This window comes from Cyanobacterium aponinum PCC 10605, from assembly GCF_000317675.1.
Taxonomy (GTDB): Bacteria; Cyanobacteriota; Cyanobacteriia; order Cyanobacteriales; family Cyanobacteriaceae; genus PCC-10605.
This window is the reverse complement of sequence record NC_019776.1, coordinates 3,798,983-3,818,108: the sequence shown is the minus strand read 5'-3', so window position 1 is coordinate 3,818,108 and position 19,126 is coordinate 3,798,983. Positions and strand designations below refer to the sequence as shown.

Here is a 19,126-nt window from a genome sequence, read left to right as displayed (position 1 = left end):
TATCCTGAATCGTTGACCAATTAGAAATTGCGAGAAATCAATTTATACTCAGGAAAATTATAACTAGATCTAAATGGAAAAAATACCTGACTTGTTTTTCAGTAATCATAAATTATTAGTTATAGTAAAATCAAGAAACTTTGAATGTGCTGATGAAGAAAAATAAAGATGAAAACACTAAAAACGTTACTAAAATTTATAAAAAATAATTTATCTTCAAGTTACAGAAAAATTACTATACTATTTATTTTTACTCTATTATTAGTTATAGCAACACCTCAAACTAGACAAATTATTCAAGCTAAAGCAATAAACGGTATCGAACAAAGAATAAAAAGTCAGAAAATGGGAATTATGGAAAATAATTTCCGCAATGAATATGAAGAATATTTTGGCAGAGTAATTAATACCGAACAATTCAATCCTGCAAATATCCGTATTACATCATCTCATAATAGTGGAAACGCCTCAGAAATAGCTCAAAAAATTGCGATCGCAGATCGTCTTGCTCAAACTAAATCAGCCGTTATGTGGGTAGTGCCAGAAAAAGAATATTTGCACTTAGTATTAATCACTTCCAGAGGGATTATTACCGTCAGAGATCTCTATGAAGTACCCTTCGATACCATCAATCAAACGGTTATAGATTTTTACCAACAAATCAACGAGTTAGAAACACCTTTTGATCTAACCTTATCTCAAAAACTACATCAATGGATTATTAGTCCTTTTGAAAAAGAAATTTTAGAACCAGAAAAAATTGACAATATTCTTTTTTGCTTAGGGGAAGGAGTCCGCTTACTACCCTTTGGAGCTCTTCATGACGGAGAAAGATTTTTAGTTCAGAAATATAATTTGAGTCGCATACCCGCTTTTGATTTAATCAATCCTGAATACAAGCCCTTAGAAAACCCCACCGTTTTGGCAATGGGAGCATCTAATTTTACTGATAATACACCCTTACCCGGAGTTTTAATTGAGTTACAAGAAGTTGCTCAAAAGATTCAACAAAGGTCTTCCCAAAATCAAGAAGAAATACTCTTTAACCAAGAATTTACCCTTGCCAATATGCAACAACGGCTGAAAGAAAAACCCTTTGAAATTATCCATTTAGCCACCCATGCAGACTTTAAACCCGGAAGCCCAAATAATTCTTATATTCAATTCTGGGACAAAAAATTAACCCTCGATAAAATGTATGAACTTCCTTGGCAAACACCCCCAGATTTATTAATTCTTAGTGCCTGTAACACTGCCGTTGGAGATAATAATTCTGAATTAGGATTTACAGGCATTGCTCTACAATCGGGAGTTAAATCAGCATTAGGTAGTTTATGGTATGTCAGTGATTTAGGTACTCTAGCTTTAATTACGGAATTTTACGAGCAGTTAATTAATCAACCAGAGAAAAATCCGACGAAAGTACAGGCTTTAACAAAGGCTCAAAATCTTTTGCTTGAAGGTAAAGTCTATTTTGAAGATAATCGCTTAATTACCCCTGAAGGAGAGATTTACCTCCCCGACAATTTAAAATTAAAAGGAAAATTAGATTTATCTCATCCTTTTTATTGGTCTGCATTCACTTTAATTAGTAGCCCTTGGTAAACCCGATTTCAATGAAAAAAGTATTGAAAAATAAGGAGTTGAGACTTATTGTTAATTAACCTCAGTTCGGTTTAAGAATATCCAACAAGGTTAGGTGTCAGGTTGCAGGTTGCAGGTTGCAGGTGGTAGGGGTTTTTAGCAAGGGGCTTAAGCCCCTTGTTTAAGTCAGTTCGGATTAAGGCAATTTTATCGTTGTTTCTAAGAAGCTATAAGGTTTTCTGACTAGGAGAAAATAATGCTTTCAGCTTATCCCGAACTCAGGTTAATTACCTTTACCCATTGCCCTCCCCCCTCGAGAGGGGGGATAAAGGGGGGTTTGCCCCTTTAACTCTACTAATTTACTCTTTCGTATTTTTTTTGATACAGTATCCCCCCCAGAGGTTTGTTATCTTTGACCACAACAAAAGCAATAAACAAAAAGAAGGTTTCTAGGGTTCCGATGCTTAAGGCGTGACTGGTCCGAGAGAAACAAGCTACTATAAAGGATTTTTTATTTAGTTGACTACAAATTAGGTAGCTACACGGAGGGAGAAAAGCCCGGGAGGATGTGATGGTTATGACTGTCACCCTTCTGGGTTTTGTTGTTTTTTAGCAACAGTTGATTATATTAAGGAGAAACAACCATGAGCAATCTACCAGAAAGTGAAGCTCAAAAGGCACTACAAAAAGAGTCTGAATTATCTTTCACGGGATGGCAACAGGAAGTTCAACAGGGCTTAGACTATGGTTTAGAAGCCGCCGAAAGTATTAAAGATCGCACCATTTCCACTTTTTCCCGTGGCGAATTGCCCCATTATGCCGGGATTAATACTTTTCTCAAAGCCCCTTATTTAGAAGATGTTAAGCAAGTGGGTAACTATGACGTTGCGATCGTTGGTGTCCCCCATGATTCAGGTACTACTTATCGCCCCGGTACAAGATTTGGTCCTCAAGGCATTCGTAAAATAAGTGCTTTATATACTCCGTATAATTTTGAGTTGGGAGTTGATTTACGGGAACAAATTAAACTCTGTGATGTGGGGGATATTTTTACCATTCCTGCTAATAATGAAAAATCCTTTGATCAAATTTCCAAGGGGGTTGCCCATATCTTCAAATCTGGGGCGTTTCCTATCATTCTGGGGGGAGATCATTCTATCGGTTTCCCCACTTTGAGAGGAGTTTGTCGTCATTTGGGGGATAAAAAGGTGGGAATAATACATTTCGATCGCCATGTGGATACCCAAGAGACAGATTTAGACGAAAGAATGCACACTTGTCCTTGGTTTCATGCTACTAACATGAAAAATGCCCCTGCGAAAAATCTTGTTCAGCTTGGCATAGGTGGTTGGCAAGTACCTCGTCAGGGAGTCAAAGTTTGTCGAGAAAGGGCAACTAATATCTTAACTGTTACCGACATAACGGAAATGGGCTTAGATGCGGCGGCGGATTTTGCCATTGAAAAAGCAACCGATGGTACTGATTGCGTCTGGATTAGCTTTGATATTGACTGTATTGATGCTGGATTTGTGCCGGGTACAGGATGGCCTGAACCGGGTGGCTTATTACCCCGTGAGGCTTTATATTTACTTAAGAAAATCGTGCAAAATACGACTGTTTGCGGTATTGAGGTGGTAGAAGTTTCTCCTCCCTATGATGTCAGTGACATGACGGCTTTAATGGCAACTCGTGTTATTTGTGACACTATGGCTCATTTAGTGGTATCAGGACAATTACCCCGTAAACAAAAACCCGACTATATCCACGAAGAAGCCCAAGTAGTTGATCAACCTTGGAGTTAACTATGCACGAAACGGACATGACAAAGGCATTAATTATGACTATTACTGACTGGTATGAGTCACAACCGCAACCATACAAAATAGACAAGGTTCATTTATTGGTGGGAGATTTTACCTGTGTTGAACCTGCTTCTCTGGAATTTGCCTTTGAAGTGCAAACTAAAAACACTTTCCTTGAAGGGGCAAAACTAGCCATTAAAAATATTCCTCTAGTTGCCTTTTGTCATAACTGTAATGAGGAGTACCAACCAGAAATCGGTTTACAGTATTCCTGCCCTAAATGTCATTCCCCGATGGATGATATTCGCTCAGGGAGGGAGTTAAAAATCGATCGCCTTGAGTATTCTTGTGTTTGATGCTCTTATGATTGATCCCCCCTAGCCCCCCTTTTTAAGGGGGGAACGAGTGCAAAAATATGTTGAAAAGTCAGGGGGATTTAGGGGGAGCTAAAACTTTTCAAACAACTTCTAAAGTCAGAAGACAACGACTCAAAGAATTATTCACTATTCACTATCAACTATTCACTAACTATGCACCAAACATTTGACGCCGCTTTAGAAATTAATCTACTTCATGCTAACCAAGCAGGAGCAGACCATAACCGATCGCACTTTGATGAGTGGGGTATTACTTGTTTTAACCTCATGAGTAGCCCCGGGGCAGGTAAAACCGCTCTTTTAGAAAAAACCCTCCATTGCCTCAGATACGCTTTAAATATGGTTGTCATCGAAGGTGATATGACCACTGAACTAGATGCAGATCGCTTACGGCAATATGGTGTCCCTGTCATTGCTATTAATACGGGGCGATCGTGTCATCTTGATTCCAAAATGGTATCGGGGGGTATTCACCAGTTAAAAGCCCAATATAACCCCTCAGATTTTGATTTACTGTGGGTGGAAAATGTGGGTAACTTGGTATGCCCCGCAGAGTTTGAAGTGGGGGAACACGCAAAAGTAGCTTTATTGAGCATTACCGAAGGGGAAGATAAACCCTTAAAGTATCCCGTTATGTTTCAAGAAGCGGATTGCTTACTCATTACCAAGATGGATTTGGCCCCTCACTTGGACTTTGACTTAGATAAATTAATCAATAATGTTAGACAAATGAATCCTGATGTAACCATCATTCCCGTATCCAGTAAAACAGAAATGGGCTTAGATCAATGGTTTACTTGGGTCAAAAATCAAGTGTCTCTCATCCATCAACATCAACAATTAATCAGTGTTTAATCAAATCTTGTCAATCCTTGTAATGGATTAAAGAATTATGAAACGAAAATCCTTTCTTTCTTACCTCGTTGTATTTTTCGCCACTTTAACCCTTGCCGTTGCTTGTAATAATCCCGCCTCCAATATCGACACTAACACCAATGCCGGAGGAGGTACTAACGGTGAAACCCCTGTCCGATTAGGCTTTAGTGCTTGGCCCGGTTGGTTTCCGTGGCAGGTTGCTTATGATCAAGGTATTTTTGAGCAGAATAATGTCAATGTGGACTTAAAATGGTTTGACGGTTATCTCGAATCTATTAACACTCTCATCGCTGAACAAATTGACGCTAATAGTCAAACTTTAGGAGATACCGTAAGTTCGATCGCAGGAGGTGCAGATCAAGTTATAGTCTTAGTTAATGATAACTCCACTGGTAACGATAAAATTATTGTCAGTGAAGAAATTAACACCATTCAGGATTTAAAAGGGAAAAAAGTAGCCGCCGAAGAAGGCACCGTAGATCATTTTCTCTTACTCTTAGGGATGAAAGAAGCAGGTTTATCTCCTGAAGATATTGAATTTGTCCCCCTTGAAACAGGTTCAGCCGCCGCTGCTTTTGTCGCCGGGCAAGTGGATGCTGTGGCAGTATTTGCTCCTTTTACTACCCAAGCCTTAACTCGCCCTAACAGTAAGGAGTTATTTAGTTCTAAAGACTTCCCGGGTTCAATTTCCGATCACCTTGTTTTTACTCGTAAGTTTGTGGAAGAAAACCCCGAACAAGTACAAGCAATGGTGGATTCATGGTTTGCCACGATGGACTATATTCAAGCTAATCCCGATCAAGCTAACGAAATTATGGCACAACGGGCTGGAGTTTCTGTGGATGAATATGAGGAATATGCAGGAGGCACAAAACTATTCACCATCGAGGAAAATTTAGAAGCCTTTACCCCCGGTGATACGATGAAATCTCTTTATTACTCCGCCGAGCAAATGAATAAGTTTTTAGTAGATGTGGGTTTAGCTAGTCAGGAAGCAGATTTAAGTAACATTTTTGATGATCGCTTTGTCAAAGCCTACGCCGAGAAGAAGGGATAGGAGTTCGGAGTTCGGAGTTCGGGGTTTTTTAAAAGTAGGAGAGTGAGGAGTGGGGAAAAATTACCTGATACCCGACACCCGCAACCTGACACCTCTTAATTATTAATTCTTCATTTTTCATTCCTTTCAAACCAAGTTAACCAAAGAGATGAATAAATCAAAAGTAAATATCCTCAATGGTTTTTGGCGTTTATCCGAGGACATTCCCAAACCTCTTTATATTACCCTTACCATAAGTTCGATCGCGCTTCCTTTGTTTTTATGGTGGTTTATTACTACTGTCGGTAATATCGATCCTAAATTTCTACCCTCTCCCGCTAATGTTTTACAGGCTTTTGGAAGGCTTTGGAGTAGCGGTGAATTAATGCAAGATACGATCGCATCTTTATGGCGAGTGGGAGTTGGTTTTTTCCTTGCCGCTTTATTCGCCATTCCCATCGGCATTTTAATGGGTAGTTTTGCCAGTATTCGGGCTTTATTAGAACCTTTGTTCGGTTTAATGCGTTATATGCCCGCACCAGCGTTTATCCCCCTCTTAATCCTTTACTTGGGTATCGGAGAAGAACCGAAAATCACTCTTATATTTATAGGTGTATTTTTCTTTAATGCCTTAATGGTTATGGATACTGTAAAATTTGTATCAAAAGATTTGATCGAATCGACGTATATTCTAGGGGGTAATAAGTGGCAAATTCTCACTCAGGTGATATTACCCCATTCTTTGCCCGGTATTCTCGATGCTTGTCGTATTAATTTAGCGGCGGCATGGCAATTAGTAATTGTTTCGGAATTGATTGCTTCCACTGAAGGCTTGGGAAGGCGTATCAGTGTGGCAGGAAGATTTTTAAAAACTGATGAGATTTTTGTCGGTTTAATTGTGATTGGTATTATCGGTTTATCTTTAGATTTATTTTTTCAATATTTATTAAGAATTTCTTGTAAATGGTCTAGTCAAAAACGTTAATTTTAAAAGTTTTAATTATTATAAAAAGAGGTGATTTTATGTTTTTACAAATTAAAAATTTACATAAAAGTTTCGATACAGAAAATGGAAAACTATCTGTTTTAAAAGATATTAATATGACCATTAAAGAGGGTGAATTTATCTGTGCAGTAGGGGCTTCAGGCTCAGGAAAATCGACTTTACTGCGTCAAATTGCAGGACTAGATAAACCCTGTTTTGGAGAAATAAAAATTGATGGTAAACTTATTACTGCCCCCGGACCTGATCGGGGAATGGTGTTTCAACATTATACCCTTTATCCTTGGTTAAATGTCCAAGAAAATACAGAATTTGGTTTGAAATTGCAAGGAGTTCCGAAAAAAGAAAGAAAAGAAAAAGCTAGTTATTATCTCAGCGTTGTTGGTTTATCTAATTTTGCCAAATCCTTGCCCAAACAACTCTCAGGAGGCATGAAACAAAGAGTTGCGATCGCACGTGCATTAACTTCAGAACCAAAAGTATTACTAATGGATGAACCCTTTGGTGCATTAGATATTCATACAAAAGAATCCATGCACGAATTTATCCTTGATTTATGGCAAAGAACAAATTTAACCATCTTTATGATTACCCATGATGTAGAGGAAGCGGTATTTTTATCTAATCGTATCTATGCTTTAGGTTCACGCCCCGGTACAGTCAGAAAAGAAATTACTATTAATTTACCAGAACGGACTTCCCACATCAAGCGCCATAGTATTTTTCATGACTATCGAGATGAGTTAATGGAATTATTACGCTTACACGGCAAAGAAGCCCTTATGGCGGCTTAATAAAACCTCAGTTCGGTTTAAGAATATCAAATAAGGGTAGGTTTCAGGTTGCAGGTGTTAAGATGTTGGGGATAGGGGGATGAGGGGAGAGGGAGAAGTAGGGGCGAATGGCCATTCGCCCGTACAGGGTTTCAGGTTTGACGGTTTCAGGTTTTAGAAGAAAATAATGAGTGTTCGGAGTTTTTAATTCTTAATTCTTAATTTTTAATTCTTAATTATCAACTATTCACTATTCACTAATTGCCCTTTTCTCCATCACTCATAGATAAAAATTTATTCCGAACTCAGATTAATTAATTTCCAAACCATTTTTGATAAATTTCATTATAAGTACCATTTTCTTTTAAAGTCAAAATTGCTTCATTAATTGGTTGGCGATAAATACTGTTTAACTGTAAAACAATGGCATAGTCTTGAGGTTCAAAAACATGACCGACAACCTGTAAATTATATTTTGTATCTTGTTTTGCATAGTACATTAAAACAGGAGCGTCATAAACAATCGCTCTAATTTCTTGATTTTTCAAAGCTGAGTAAGCCTTATGAATACTGTTATAAGTAATAACTTCCGCTCCAATCATCTGCAGAAAATTAGCTGAAGTTGTATTCGCAAGAGTCCCTACTTTTTTGTCCCGTAAATCATGATAACTATGTATATTTGCTTGTATTCTGTGCAGTGTAAGATCTGAGGATACGGAAGCAGTAAAGTAAGAAATGAGCAAAATTCCCGTAAACATCCATAGGGTTGCTAATAATCTTCCCCCGAAAGTGATAGGGGTTTTATCTCCATATCCTACCGTTACTAGGGTTACTATAGACCACCAAAAAGATTCCCAAATACCTTTGAAATATTTTTGAGGGAACATTTCTGAATTTTTTTTCCTTTCTAAAAACCACATTAAATGGGCACAAATTATGGTAACTATCACCAAAAAACCCATAGTATTCCAAAGTATTGGAGAGAAAAAAGAACGTAAAAAAACCACAAAAGGAGAGGCTTGTTTTCCAGACACCAAAATTTTTAAACCTGATTCAAAAATGGGATGGGAAAAGTCGATTATTTTTTCCCTCTCAGATGTCATAGATATACCTGCGATGGCAACGTCTGCTTCTCCTGCCATAACTCCATCAATTAATTCTTGAACATTATTTTTTCTCTTAATTGTGTAATCAATATTTAATTCAGATGCGATCGCATCCCACAATTCTATACTAAAACCGGTATATTTTTCTTGATCGATGATAACTAAAGGGGGAAAACTATTAGTAATAACTTTAAGGTTGGTTTCTGAATTTATAGGTTGATTTATTTTGTTATTTATAGTTTCTTGAGATAAACAAGAATTAGGAAAAATATTAGATATTAATAAGATTAAAGTATTTATGAGTAGAAATTTGTTTTTTAAAATCATTAGTAACAAAAAATATGTATTCTTTCTTAAAAAATCCAGTAATCAGACTGTTTAATAAAACTGAAAATTCGGAGCTTAATAAATCTTAAGAAGTGAATGAAATATTAACAAGATTTTAATTGCATTATGGAGATAAGAAACAATCATTGTTAAGAAAAAGTAAAAAAAGCCCGAATAATTGACGAACTGAATAAGAATAATTAAATTATAATTGTTTCATTTCCATTCCTCATATAGGTCGTTTTTGATGTTAAGAAAAATTAGCCTCTTACTCACCGCTTTATCCGTTTTTGGTCTTGAGTTTATACCAGTCCAAGCTCAAGAAATTATTATTGATGGTAGCACTGCAACTATTGTAACCAAAGAAGGCGATCGCATTTTAATTGATGGACAAACCCTGTCGAGGGATGGAAAAAACCTTTTTCACAGTTTTCAGGAATTTGGCTTAACTCCTCAACAAATAGCCACATTTCTCACTAATCCTAACATCCAAAATATCTTAACCAGAGTCACTGGAGGTAATCCTTCTTATATACAAGGGCTAATAGAAGTCACTGGGGGAAACTCTAATCTTTTCATCATGAATCCTGCGGGGATTGTTTTTGGGCAGAATGCCAGTTTAAATGTTCCTGCCGACTTCACCGCTACTACTGCCACAGGTATTGGTTTTGGTAACGGTATATTTAATGCTATTGGTAACAGCGACTATCAAAACTTAACAGGCAATCCCAACAGTTTTATTTTCAACACAGATAAACCCGGAAGTATCGTCAACGCAGGAGATTTAACCCTAGCAAAAGGACAAAATCTCAATCTTATCGGTGGCAATGTTATCAATACAGGAATTATTGAAACTGCTCAAGGTAAAATCAATATACAAGCGGTGGGGGGAACATCTAGGATAAAAATAACCCCAGAGGGTAGTTTATTGAGCTTAGAGATTGATATACCTAAAGATGAGCAAGGAAATTTATTAGGGTTCACCCCTCAAGATTTGCCGACTTTGTTGACAGGGGCAAAAAATACGGGTTTAGAAATTGGTGATGTAACTGTTAACAATAATCAGGTACAGGTGGGAAATGCTACCATCTCAGATAGCAAAGATAATCATTTAAGTGTTTATGCCGTTGCTTCAGGAAAAATCAGCACATCTTCTCAAAATTTGGGGGGAGAAATCACCATCTTAGGGGATAAAGTGGGAGTTATCCAAGGAGAAATTACAGCAGACGGTAGCAATGGCGGTGGAAGGGTATTGATTGGAGGAGAAAAAAAAGGTCAAGGCACTATTCCCAATGCTGAAATTACCTATATTAGTCCTGATTCTCAGGTTTCTGCTTCCGCTACCCTTAAGGGCAATGGAGGAGAAATTATTGCTTTTGCTGATAATCACGCTAGTATTCACGGAAAGTTAAAAGCCAGAGGGGGAGAGTTTGGCGGCGATGGGGGGTTTGTTGAAACCAGTGGGGTTAATTCTTTTCAGATAACAACTATTCCCGATACAGAAGCTATTGTCGGGCAACCGGGAGAATGGTTAATTGACCCTTCTAATATTGAGATTGTAGCCGAAGGTGAACCAGTTAATATTAATGTTTTTAGTCCTTTTGAACCCACGGGCGATAGTGCCGTTTTACCCGTTGGCTTAATTCAAGACGGTTTACAAATTGGTAGTGTCACAGTTTCTACTCAAAGTGAAGGGGAAGAAGCAGGAAATATTATTTGGAATAGTGATGCCATTCTTAATTATGCAGGAATTGGAGCAGATAGTGGTACAGTCAAAACTCTTACCCTTGAAGCTAATAGGAATATTCGTTTTGGTGGTGTTATTGAAAATCAAGATACCCTTTCCACAGATTCTCTTAATGTTGTCTTTAATTCTAATCTCACTGGAGAAACAGGGGGTGCGATCGCACTTTTAGAGGGTTCATCCATCAATACCAATGGCGGAAATATAGTATTGGGGGGAGGTTCAGACCCTTTAAGTGGCTTTGCTGTAGGCACACCAGACTTATTATTTCCCGAAAATATCGCCTCAACGGAAACCTTTAATAACGGTGTTGATATAAAAGGAAACCTCAATGCGGAAGGAGGAAACATATCCATCAGAGGAGAAGGTTTATCTTCTTCCACTGCCGTTAATAACGTAGGTGTTTCTATAGGGGGAGTCAATACGGTAATAATTAATACTAGGGGAGATGGTGTTATTGACATACAAGGTATCGGAGGCGATGGTAGTGCTGTAGATGTTGACGGAAATAGTAACAATATTGGTATTCTTTCGGCAGGGGGAATTATTAAAACCGAAAACGGTAATATTAACCTCATCGGTAGCGGTGGCACAGGCTTAAATGGAGATAGTGGCGTTAAAGTAACCTACGGCGAGATTACTGCTTTAGGCAATGGTTTTATCACCCTAGACGGTACAGCTAATAATGGAGTAGGATTTGGATTAGAAATAGGTGGTTCAGCAAATACGCTAATTACCACTAATGGAAATGGAGATATTAACCTCGTAGGAAATTCCAATAATAGAGATGGTGTTAGTATTGGTTCATCTTTAACCCCTTCAGGACAAACTACTAACATCACAACTAACGCTACAGGTTCAATTAATATCCTAGGAAATACCAATATTCCTAATAACGACAATCAAGGAATCCATATCAAGGAAGCCACCTTCATTCAATCAGCAAATAATCTTCAACTCCTCTCTAATGGAGATATTTTACAAGATAGTCAATCTCAAATTACTGCCCAAGGATTTTCCACTATTGGGGCAATTATACCTTCAGGGGAATTTTCCGTTCCTGCGAATATTTCCTTAGTAGGCACAGAAAATGACTTTAACGTTTTAGAAACCAGTATTGCCAATAATCTTACGGTAATTGATGTTAACGATTTAATCCTCTCTAATCAAATCATAAGCGGAAATTTAGAAATTTCGATCGGCAACACTTTAACCCAAATATCAGAAACCAGTATTAATGTTTCAGGTAATACCGGTATTACTACCAGCGATCCTAACTTAGCTGATGTCAATATAAATAACTTTAATCCTAGTGGCACAGTTTTAGATGAAGTTTTAATTGGTGGTAACTTTACCCTTAACTCCGCAGGAGAAGTAACCCAAACTCTTACAGGGAAAGTGCAGGTAGCTGGAGAAACCATTATTAATCCATCTTTAGATAATTTAACCAATGCAGACAACATCATTAATAGTCAAGCAAGAAATATCGTCGATATTGATGGAAACGGAAATATTTTTATTCGTCAATTAGGAATTGTTAATGTTTCTGAATTATTGCTAAATGCAGAAATAAGTACAGACATTACAGGTAATTTAACAGTAATTAGCGAATTTCCTACAGGAAACCTTGCTTTTAATGATTCACCCATAACAGGAGGGCAAGTTATTAATTTAGCGGGGAATTTTGGTAATAATTTGAGTATAACAACCACTGCCCCTGAAGTTGTCCCCGTAACTGCCACTCTCCCGGGTATCATTCAAACTGATGCCATTAACGTTGCTGGTAACACTTTACTCAATGCTACTTCTCAAGGTGATATTACCCTCAATCAGAATAATAATTTTGTCGGGGCGTTAAGTATTGAGCAAGGAAATAACGTCAGTATCAGAGATGTTAACACTTTAAATGTTGGTAATTCCTTAGTTAGCGGTAATTTAACTTTAAACACCAATGGCAATTTAAGTGATAGTGGAGCTATAAATGTTAGCGGTTTAACTACTCTTAATCCTAACAATAATGATATTATTTTCGATTCAGTTAATAACGACTTTCAGACGGTTAATTTGCGCAGTGGTAATAACGTTATTCTCACAGATATTAATGATTTAACTTTGTCTAATGATTTAGGAAGCATTAATGTTTTGGGGGATTTAGATTTAAGAATTGCTAACACGAATATTCTTAATAGAGCCATTCAAGCTCAAAGTCTTCTTACTGATAGCAATGGTATTACTCAAATTAATACATCTTCCATCACCACAACAGGTAATCAAACTTATAATGATCCAGTAATATTAACTAGAAACACTACCATTACAGGGGATAATATTGCTTTTAATTCCTCCATCGATTCTTCAGAAACACCTGTTAATCTAAATGTAAGGGCAACAAATAATCTTAATTATGGAGATGGTATAGGAAGCGATCGCATCGGTGCTAATATTGGATTGAATAACTTACAAAGCAGAGCTTTAAATACATTTCTCAATATTAACTTAAATGGTTTACCAGACTCCGCCGTGAGTATTCGCACCTTGGGTAATCAGTTTTTCTCCACTTCCAGCACTAATCCCAACGTTATTGCCAATGCCTTCTTATTTCAAAATACCATCTTAGAAGGAAATAACATCGATATAATCCTACCCACTCAAGTAGATAGCAACTCCTCAACTCCCATTTCTTTCACCGTCAACGCTTTAGGTTATGTCAATATCGAAGGAGATGGCAATATTAACGATATACCCCTTGCTATTAGCACCGCCTTACCTAACACCAGTGGTAATATCAGCATCAATGCAGGGGGAGATATAGATATAGAAGGTTTAACAGAAACAGGCAAACAATTTGGTAATGCCTTTACCCTCAATAGTGGTAATATTTCTCTTAATAGTAATAATGGCCATGTTTTAGCTGGTGGATTATTCACCGCAGGGGCATTGCAATCTGGTGCTATCAATCTCACAGGGGAAGAAATTGTAACAGGAGTAATTATCGGTAATCTACCTCCTTTCGTCCCAGGGGCAGGAGCAGATATTACCATAAATGCAGAAAATACCCTCGTTGTGGGTCAAATTCAAGGACAATCCCTCAATGTTGACGGAAATCTAGCCCTCAGTAACTTTTCCGCCCTTGGTTTTCCTTTACCGCCTGATCCAGAATTAGCACCTTTAATTAGTTCTAATATTACAACGACTGGAAATCAAACCTTTAATGGCTCAGTTTTTCTTGATGATGGTGTCACCTTCACAGGGCAAAACATCAATTTTAACGGCGGTGTTGACTCTTTCAACTTCACTCTCCAGCTAACAGACACAACGATTCCTCCGGAAGTCTTTGCCGTCTTCTTAAGTGATATTCAAAACAGAGAAGGGGCAACTTCTCAAGCAGTAATAGTTAGTGCAGGGGCGACTATTAATTTAGGTGATGGTATTGGCAATGATACTTTAGGAGATATTGCAGGTTTAGCAAGTTTAACAACCAATAATGTACCAACAAATATTAATATCAGTGGTAATGGTGATAGCATCGTTACTACAGGAGAGCAAGTATTTAATGGTGTCGTGACATTGCAAGATAACTCTATTTTGAAGGGGGGTAATATTTCTTTCAATCAAGCCCTTAATAGTCAAGAAGGAGAAAATAATAATTTAACGGTTAACAGTAATAATCTTATTTTTAATCAAGCAGTAGGAGATGATATTCAACCTTTAGGAGAAGTTACCCTCAATGTGCTAGAAGAAGCACAACTTAATCAATTTAATAGCAATAGTTTAATTACTGATAGTCAGGGCTTAACCCGATTAAATGCGAATGTTACTACTACGGGCAACCAGATTTATAATGGCAACCTTAACGTTACCAATAACATCAGCTTAGTTAGCACCCAAGGAAGTCTTAATTTTAATAACACCGCTTCGGTATCAGAAAATCTGACCTTACGGGGTTTCACTGCCATTAGTTTTCCTGAATTAAACTCTTTTGCAGGTAATGATGGTCAATTATTTTTACAAACTAATAATACTGGTTTTTCTTTTGGTAGCGGAGAAAATAGTCAAGTAGTTGTCACAAATCTTAATAGTGTTAATAATTTTAATCGTATCACTGTAAGTAATGATGTAGATAGAGGGATTGCAATTAATGAGCCTTTAACGGTAAATGACCCCATAACACTAGAGGGTACAGATATACTTATCAACGCACCCATTAACGGCAACGATAATGCTTCCATCACAATTAACGGGGATGGTTCAACCACAACTCTTAACGCTGATATTATCACCCTAGCTAATCCTATCACTATTAATGATAATGTTATTTTGGGTAATAATGTTTTACTAAGCACTACTAACGAGACGGAAAGTGCAGATATAAATATTTTTGGTAATATCGATGGCACTCAGAATTTAAGTTTTAACGCCCTTAACAGCAATATTTTTGTTAGCGGGGAAATCGGAGGCACTCAACCTCTGAATAATTTGACCATTACAGCCAATACAACTAATTTTACTGGTGGTTTTGTGGGAAGTTTAGGCAACCAAATTCTCAATAGCGAAATTTTGGTGACAGGCAGTAATATTGACTTTGAGGCTCAAGGAGAATTTCTCAGTGGTAATATATTAACCCCCGGATTAGATTTAGATATTAATGCCGCCAGTATCACCACGGGTAATATTAATACTTCTGCTAGTTTAGGTCAATCCGTTGCCCCTTCTGTGGGTGACGTTAACTTTAATTCTTCGAGCAGTATTAACGCAGGTAACATTGAAGCCAATAGTAATACTGGTCAACAAGGGGGAAATATTACCTTAAATGGCGTTGGGGATATTAATAGCGGTAATATATCATCTTTTTCTAATGGTTCTAATTCGAGTGCCAATGGTGGTACAGTTAATATTCAAACTCAGGGTAATTTAAGTACAGGTAGCATTATCTCTCGCTCTTGTGCCGGGGGAGAAAGTTGTGGCAGTTTGGGGGTAGAAGATGTCATTAGTGGTGATGGTGGCAATATTAGCTTACAAGTAGGGGGAAATATTGAAATCTTAGGAACTATTGATTCTCGCTCTTTTGCTGGTTCTAATTTTGGTAGTGCGGAAACGGGAAATGCTGGAGATATTTCCATAATTGCAGGTAATGATATTACAGTTGGTTCATCATCAGATACTCTAAATATTTTGGCTTCTTCTAGGGCATTAGCACCTTTTGATGTTACTGCTTCTAATGGGGGAAGTGTTAATGTTCAAGCAGGGGGAAATGTTAATTTTAACAGTGACAATCTCGGTTTGATTGAAACTACTTCTTTCGCTTTAGAAATTAGTGAAAGTAATGATGATATTGTGGGAGTGATTAATAGTGGTAATGGAGGAGATGTTACGGTTGATGCTTTAGGGGAAATCAATCTCGGAGTTTCTATTTTTACTAACTCAGGATATTTTTGTGATAACGGCTGTGAGTTTGGAGAAAGGGGAGTAGGGGGATTAATCACCCTCGATAATGCTTCTTCTGAGAGTCCTAATATTAATAATATTACTGTCAATGGTGAGTTATTTTCCGCCGCAGTGGGAGGAGGAGGAAATATTGTTATCGAAAGTCGAGGAGATATTAATGTACTTAATAACATAAGTGCTGGTTCTTCTGTTGAGGCAATTAATGCTCAAGGGGTAACTGGTAACGGCGGGAATATTACGATTGATACTATCGGCAACCTGAATATTACTGGTAATGTTGATACTTCTACTTCTGCAACTTCTGATTTAGATGGTATCTCAGGTAATGGCGGTAATATTACTCTTAATGCTCTATCTATCACAGCAGGAAATATAAATAGTAGTACCAGAATTAACTCAGAAACGGGTCAAGAAAATAGTGGTAATGGTGGTGACATCAACTTAAGCGCGATCGAGGATATTGAGGTAAATACAATTAATAGTAGTAGCCAAAATGGAACGGGCGGTAATATAAATATTTCAACTACCGGTAAATTAAGAGTGTTGAACACCATTGGAGAAAGAAATATCAGCATTGACAGCACTGGCGAAGATGGTGGAGGTTCAATTTTAGTCGATTTATTCCCTAATGGTATCGAAGAAGGACAAACCACTGATTCTCGTTTACCCTTTACCGTCGGCAACTCAGAAGATAACGGCACAGAAGGTCTTATCAGTAATACACAATTCAGTATTGTTGAAGGCGAGTATTTTAACACTGTCACAGAAGGGAATATCACCGTTAATTTATTACCTCAAACTCCCGTAGAGCCTCCTGTAGAGCCTCCTGTAGAGCCCCCTGTAGAACCCCCTGTAGAGCCTCCTGTAGAGCCTCCCGTAGAGCCTCCTGTAGAGCCTCCTATTGAACCCCCTGTAGAACCTCCTATTGAACCTCCTTTGGAAACAGAAAGACGCTTCCCCATCAGTAATCCAGATAATTCTGTAATACGTCCCAATGAAGATATTGTTCAAAATATTGCTTTACTGCCCCAAGATGCACCCATTGTAACCATTAGTCAGGCAAGAACAATCTTACTCAACCTTGAAAAAGAAGTGGGAGAAAAACCTGCTATTGTCTATGTAAGTTTTACCCCCAAAGGTTATCAACCATCAGACTTTGACGAAGATTTTGCCCGTCGAGAAATTAATAACACCAATGAATATAGTCAAGTTGAAATTGACACCAATAAAGTACAACCAAATATCGCTCCTCCTTCTTCTCCTGACGATATTTTAGATATTTTAGTTATTACTAATGAGGGTAATCCCATTCGTATGGTTTTACCTGTAACTCGTCAACAAATCACCCAAACTGCTACAGATTTATGGTCAAGTGTAGCGAATCCTTTTGATTTGAATGATAGCTATAAACCTTATGCTAGTGATTTATATAATTGGTTAGTAAAACCCATTGAAAAACAATTACAAGAGCGAGAAATTTCTAACTTATTATTTATTCTTCCCGCCGAGATTCGTTTTACTCCTTTAGCGGCTCTTTATGATCAAGATAGTCAAGAGTTTTTAGTAGAAAAATATAGTAGCGGTTTAGCACCTAGTTTAAATCTAAATGATAATCGTTTTCGCCCCATTCAAGATTTAAGTTTATTAGCTATGGGGGCTTCTGATTTTTCTTATCCTAATGTGATACCTTTACCGGCTGTTGCCTTGGAATTACCAACTATCAGAAAAGTTTGGACAGGAGAAAATATTACAGACTCCCAAAACTATCTCAATGAAAACTTTACCCTAGAACAAATCAAAAATAATTTAAGCCGTCAATCCTATGGAATTGTCCATTTTGGTACTCATGGGGAGTTTAATTACACTGAGACGCAAAATAGCTTTATTCAATTGCATAATAGTCGTTTAAACTTAGAAGAAGTACGTCAATTAGGTTTAAATGATCCTCTAGTTGAGTTAATGGTATTAAGTGCCTGTGAAACCGCTTTTGGTAATGAAATAGCTGAATTAGGGTTTGCAGGGTTAGCGGTACAAGCAGGGGTAAAAACGGCAATGGGTAGTGTTTGGCAAGTGAGTGATACTGGTACTCTTGCATTAATGACAGATTTTTATAGTCAGTTGAAATCAGCACCCATCAAAGCGGAAGCACTAAGACAAGCTCAATTAAATCTTTTACGGGGGAAAGTGTACAAAGCAGAGGATGGAAATTCTATTGTTACCCCTAATCTCTCTGTTTCTTTGGAGGGTTTACCAGAAAATTCTCGTCAGAAAGAAAATTTTTCCCATCCTTTCTATTGGGCTCCTTTCACTATGATTGGGAATCCTTGGTAATTTATTCAACTTATTATTGGTACAATGAAGCGAGAAGCCCACCCTATTATACCAACGGTTAGTAACGTGGTACTTCGCTAATGTTTAATCATAAGGAATCTACTGATAATGATCAACGACAAAGATATTGAATATATGCGTCAGGCGATCGCACTAATGCGAGAGGCAGGAGTTGTCAAGAAAACAGGAGGGGCATTTGGAACAGTTGTAGTCAAAGACGGAGAAGTAATTGGGGCTTCTGGGAATAGTGTTTTGCGAGACAACGATCCTACAGCCCATGCAGAAGTAAACGCTATTCGTCAGGCTTGTAAGAAATTAGGTACTGTTGATTTATCAGGAGCAGTTTTATATAGTAGCTGTGAATGTTGTCCGATGTGCTATGCAACGGCTTATTGGGCTAGAATTTCTAAAATCTACTATGCGGCGGGTTGGAGTGATTTTGCAGATCTTTTTGATGATGCTAATATTCAAGAGGACTTAGTAAAAGAATATAAAAATCGACTACTTGCTCCCGAGCAAATTCTTCAAGAAGAAGCCCAAGCCGTTTGGCAAGAATTCAGAGAACTTCCCGATGGTGCAAGATATTAATGGTACATCAAATATAAATAACCTCGGTTCGGTTTAAGAATATCGGATAAGGTTAGGTGTCGGGTTTCAGGTTTCAGGTTTTGGAAGAAAGTAATGAGTAACGAGTAACGAGTAATTATCAACTATTCACTATT

At 37.6% G+C, this 19,126-nt stretch carries 11 protein-coding genes and 1 riboswitch; of the genes, 10 read left to right on the top strand and 1 reads right to left on the bottom strand.

All coding sequences use genetic code 11. The features are described from left to right. The first annotated feature begins 168 nt into the window (after nt 1–168). From CYAN10605_RS16005 to CYAN10605_RS15975, 8 genes are all read left to right on the top strand, one after another. The gene (locus CYAN10605_RS16005) at nt 169–1,605 is read left to right on the top strand and encodes a CHAT domain-containing protein (protein WP_015220986.1); all 1,437 of its coding nucleotides are present in this window, start codon (nt 169–171) and stop codon (nt 1,603–1,605) included. 417 nt (nt 1,606–2,022) lie between these two features. Continuing rightward, a riboswitch (guanidine-I (ykkC/yxkD leader) is annotated at nt 2,023–2,151 on the top strand. Between the two features lie 77 nt (nt 2,152–2,228). Next, nucleotides 2,229–3,386: an agmatinase gene (speB, locus tag CYAN10605_RS16000; protein WP_015220985.1), complete on the top strand. Its 1,158-nt coding sequence runs from the start codon at nt 2,229–2,231 to the stop codon at nt 3,384–3,386. A 2-nt stretch (nt 3,387–3,388) separates the two neighbouring features. Beyond that, entirely contained in the window at nt 3,389–3,742 is a 354-nt protein-coding gene (gene hypA, locus CYAN10605_RS15995; protein ID WP_041922561.1) for a hydrogenase maturation nickel metallochaperone HypA, read from the top strand. A 59-nt stretch (nt 3,743–3,801) separates the two neighbouring features. Further along, nucleotides 3,802–3,933: a hypothetical protein gene (locus CYAN10605_RS19360; RefSeq protein WP_277422488.1), complete on the top strand. Its 132-nt coding sequence runs from the start codon at nt 3,802–3,804 to the stop codon at nt 3,931–3,933. Next, nucleotides 3,917–4,618 (top strand): hydrogenase nickel incorporation protein HypB, encoded by a 702-nt coding sequence (gene hypB / locus CYAN10605_RS15990; RefSeq protein WP_015220983.1) that lies wholly within the window; start codon nt 3,917–3,919, stop codon nt 4,616–4,618. Before CYAN10605_RS19360 ends, hypB begins: the two co-directional genes overlap by 17 nt. A 37-nt stretch (nt 4,619–4,655) precedes the next feature. Further along, complete coding sequence (locus tag CYAN10605_RS15985) at nt 4,656–5,696, top strand: ABC transporter substrate-binding protein (RefSeq protein ID WP_015220982.1); 1,041 nt, start codon at nt 4,656–4,658, stop codon at nt 5,694–5,696. A 148-nt stretch (nt 5,697–5,844) separates the two neighbouring features. Next, nucleotides 5,845–6,660, top strand: a complete 816-nt coding sequence (locus CYAN10605_RS15980; protein WP_015220981.1) for an ABC transporter permease — start codon at nt 5,845–5,847, stop codon at nt 6,658–6,660. A 38-nt stretch (nt 6,661–6,698) separates the two neighbouring features. After that, nucleotides 6,699–7,472, top strand: a complete 774-nt coding sequence (locus tag CYAN10605_RS15975) for an ABC transporter ATP-binding protein (protein ID WP_015220980.1) — start codon at nt 6,699–6,701, stop codon at nt 7,470–7,472. A gap of 293 nt (nt 7,473–7,765) precedes the next feature. On the opposite strand, the gene CYAN10605_RS15970 is transcribed toward CYAN10605_RS15975, so the two are convergent. Further along, the gene (locus tag CYAN10605_RS15970; protein WP_015220979.1) at nt 7,766–8,884 is read right to left on the bottom strand and encodes a transporter substrate-binding domain-containing protein; all 1,119 of its coding nucleotides are present in this window, start codon (nt 8,882–8,884) and stop codon (nt 7,766–7,768) included. Nucleotides 8,885–9,131: 247 nt separating this feature from the next. Here CYAN10605_RS15970 and CYAN10605_RS15965 point away from each other — a divergent pair, with 247 nt between their 5' ends. Beyond that, on the top strand, nt 9,132–18,404 hold the full coding sequence (locus CYAN10605_RS15965; protein ID WP_015220978.1) for a CHAT domain-containing protein: 9,273 nt from the start codon (nt 9,132–9,134) through the stop codon (nt 18,402–18,404). Nucleotides 18,405–18,512: 108 nt separating this feature from the next. After that, entirely contained in the window at nt 18,513–18,992 is a 480-nt protein-coding gene (locus CYAN10605_RS15960) for a nucleoside deaminase (protein ID WP_015220977.1), read from the top strand. Nucleotides 18,993–19,126 lie beyond the last annotated feature (134 nt).

What these genes read in the sequence shown, in the direction of transcription:
- CYAN10605_RS15975 (WP_015220980.1), top strand. Translation starts at nt 6,699, where the DNA reads ATGTTTTTACAAATTAAAAATTTACATAAAAGTTTCGATACAGAAAAT.
- CYAN10605_RS15985 (WP_015220982.1), top strand. Translation starts at nt 4,656, where the DNA reads ATGAAACGAAAATCCTTTCTTTCTTACCTCGTTGTATTTTTCGCCACT.
- CYAN10605_RS15970 (WP_015220979.1), bottom strand. Translation starts at nt 8,884, where the DNA reads ATGATTTTAAAAAACAAATTTCTACTCATAAATACTTTAATCTTATTA.
- CYAN10605_RS15960 (WP_015220977.1), top strand. Translation starts at nt 18,513, where the DNA reads ATGATCAACGACAAAGATATTGAATATATGCGTCAGGCGATCGCACTA.
- CYAN10605_RS19360 (WP_277422488.1), top strand. Translation starts at nt 3,802, where the DNA reads ATGTTGAAAAGTCAGGGGGATTTAGGGGGAGCTAAAACTTTTCAAACA.
- CYAN10605_RS15980 (WP_015220981.1), top strand. Translation starts at nt 5,845, where the DNA reads ATGAATAAATCAAAAGTAAATATCCTCAATGGTTTTTGGCGTTTATCC.
- CYAN10605_RS15965 (WP_015220978.1), top strand. Translation starts at nt 9,132, where the DNA reads ATGTTAAGAAAAATTAGCCTCTTACTCACCGCTTTATCCGTTTTTGGT.
- hypB (WP_015220983.1), top strand. Translation starts at nt 3,917, where the DNA reads ATGCACCAAACATTTGACGCCGCTTTAGAAATTAATCTACTTCATGCT.
- CYAN10605_RS16005 (WP_015220986.1), top strand. Translation starts at nt 169, where the DNA reads ATGAAAACACTAAAAACGTTACTAAAATTTATAAAAAATAATTTATCT.
- hypA (WP_041922561.1), top strand. Translation starts at nt 3,389, where the DNA reads ATGCACGAAACGGACATGACAAAGGCATTAATTATGACTATTACTGAC.
- speB (WP_015220985.1), top strand. Translation starts at nt 2,229, where the DNA reads ATGAGCAATCTACCAGAAAGTGAAGCTCAAAAGGCACTACAAAAAGAG.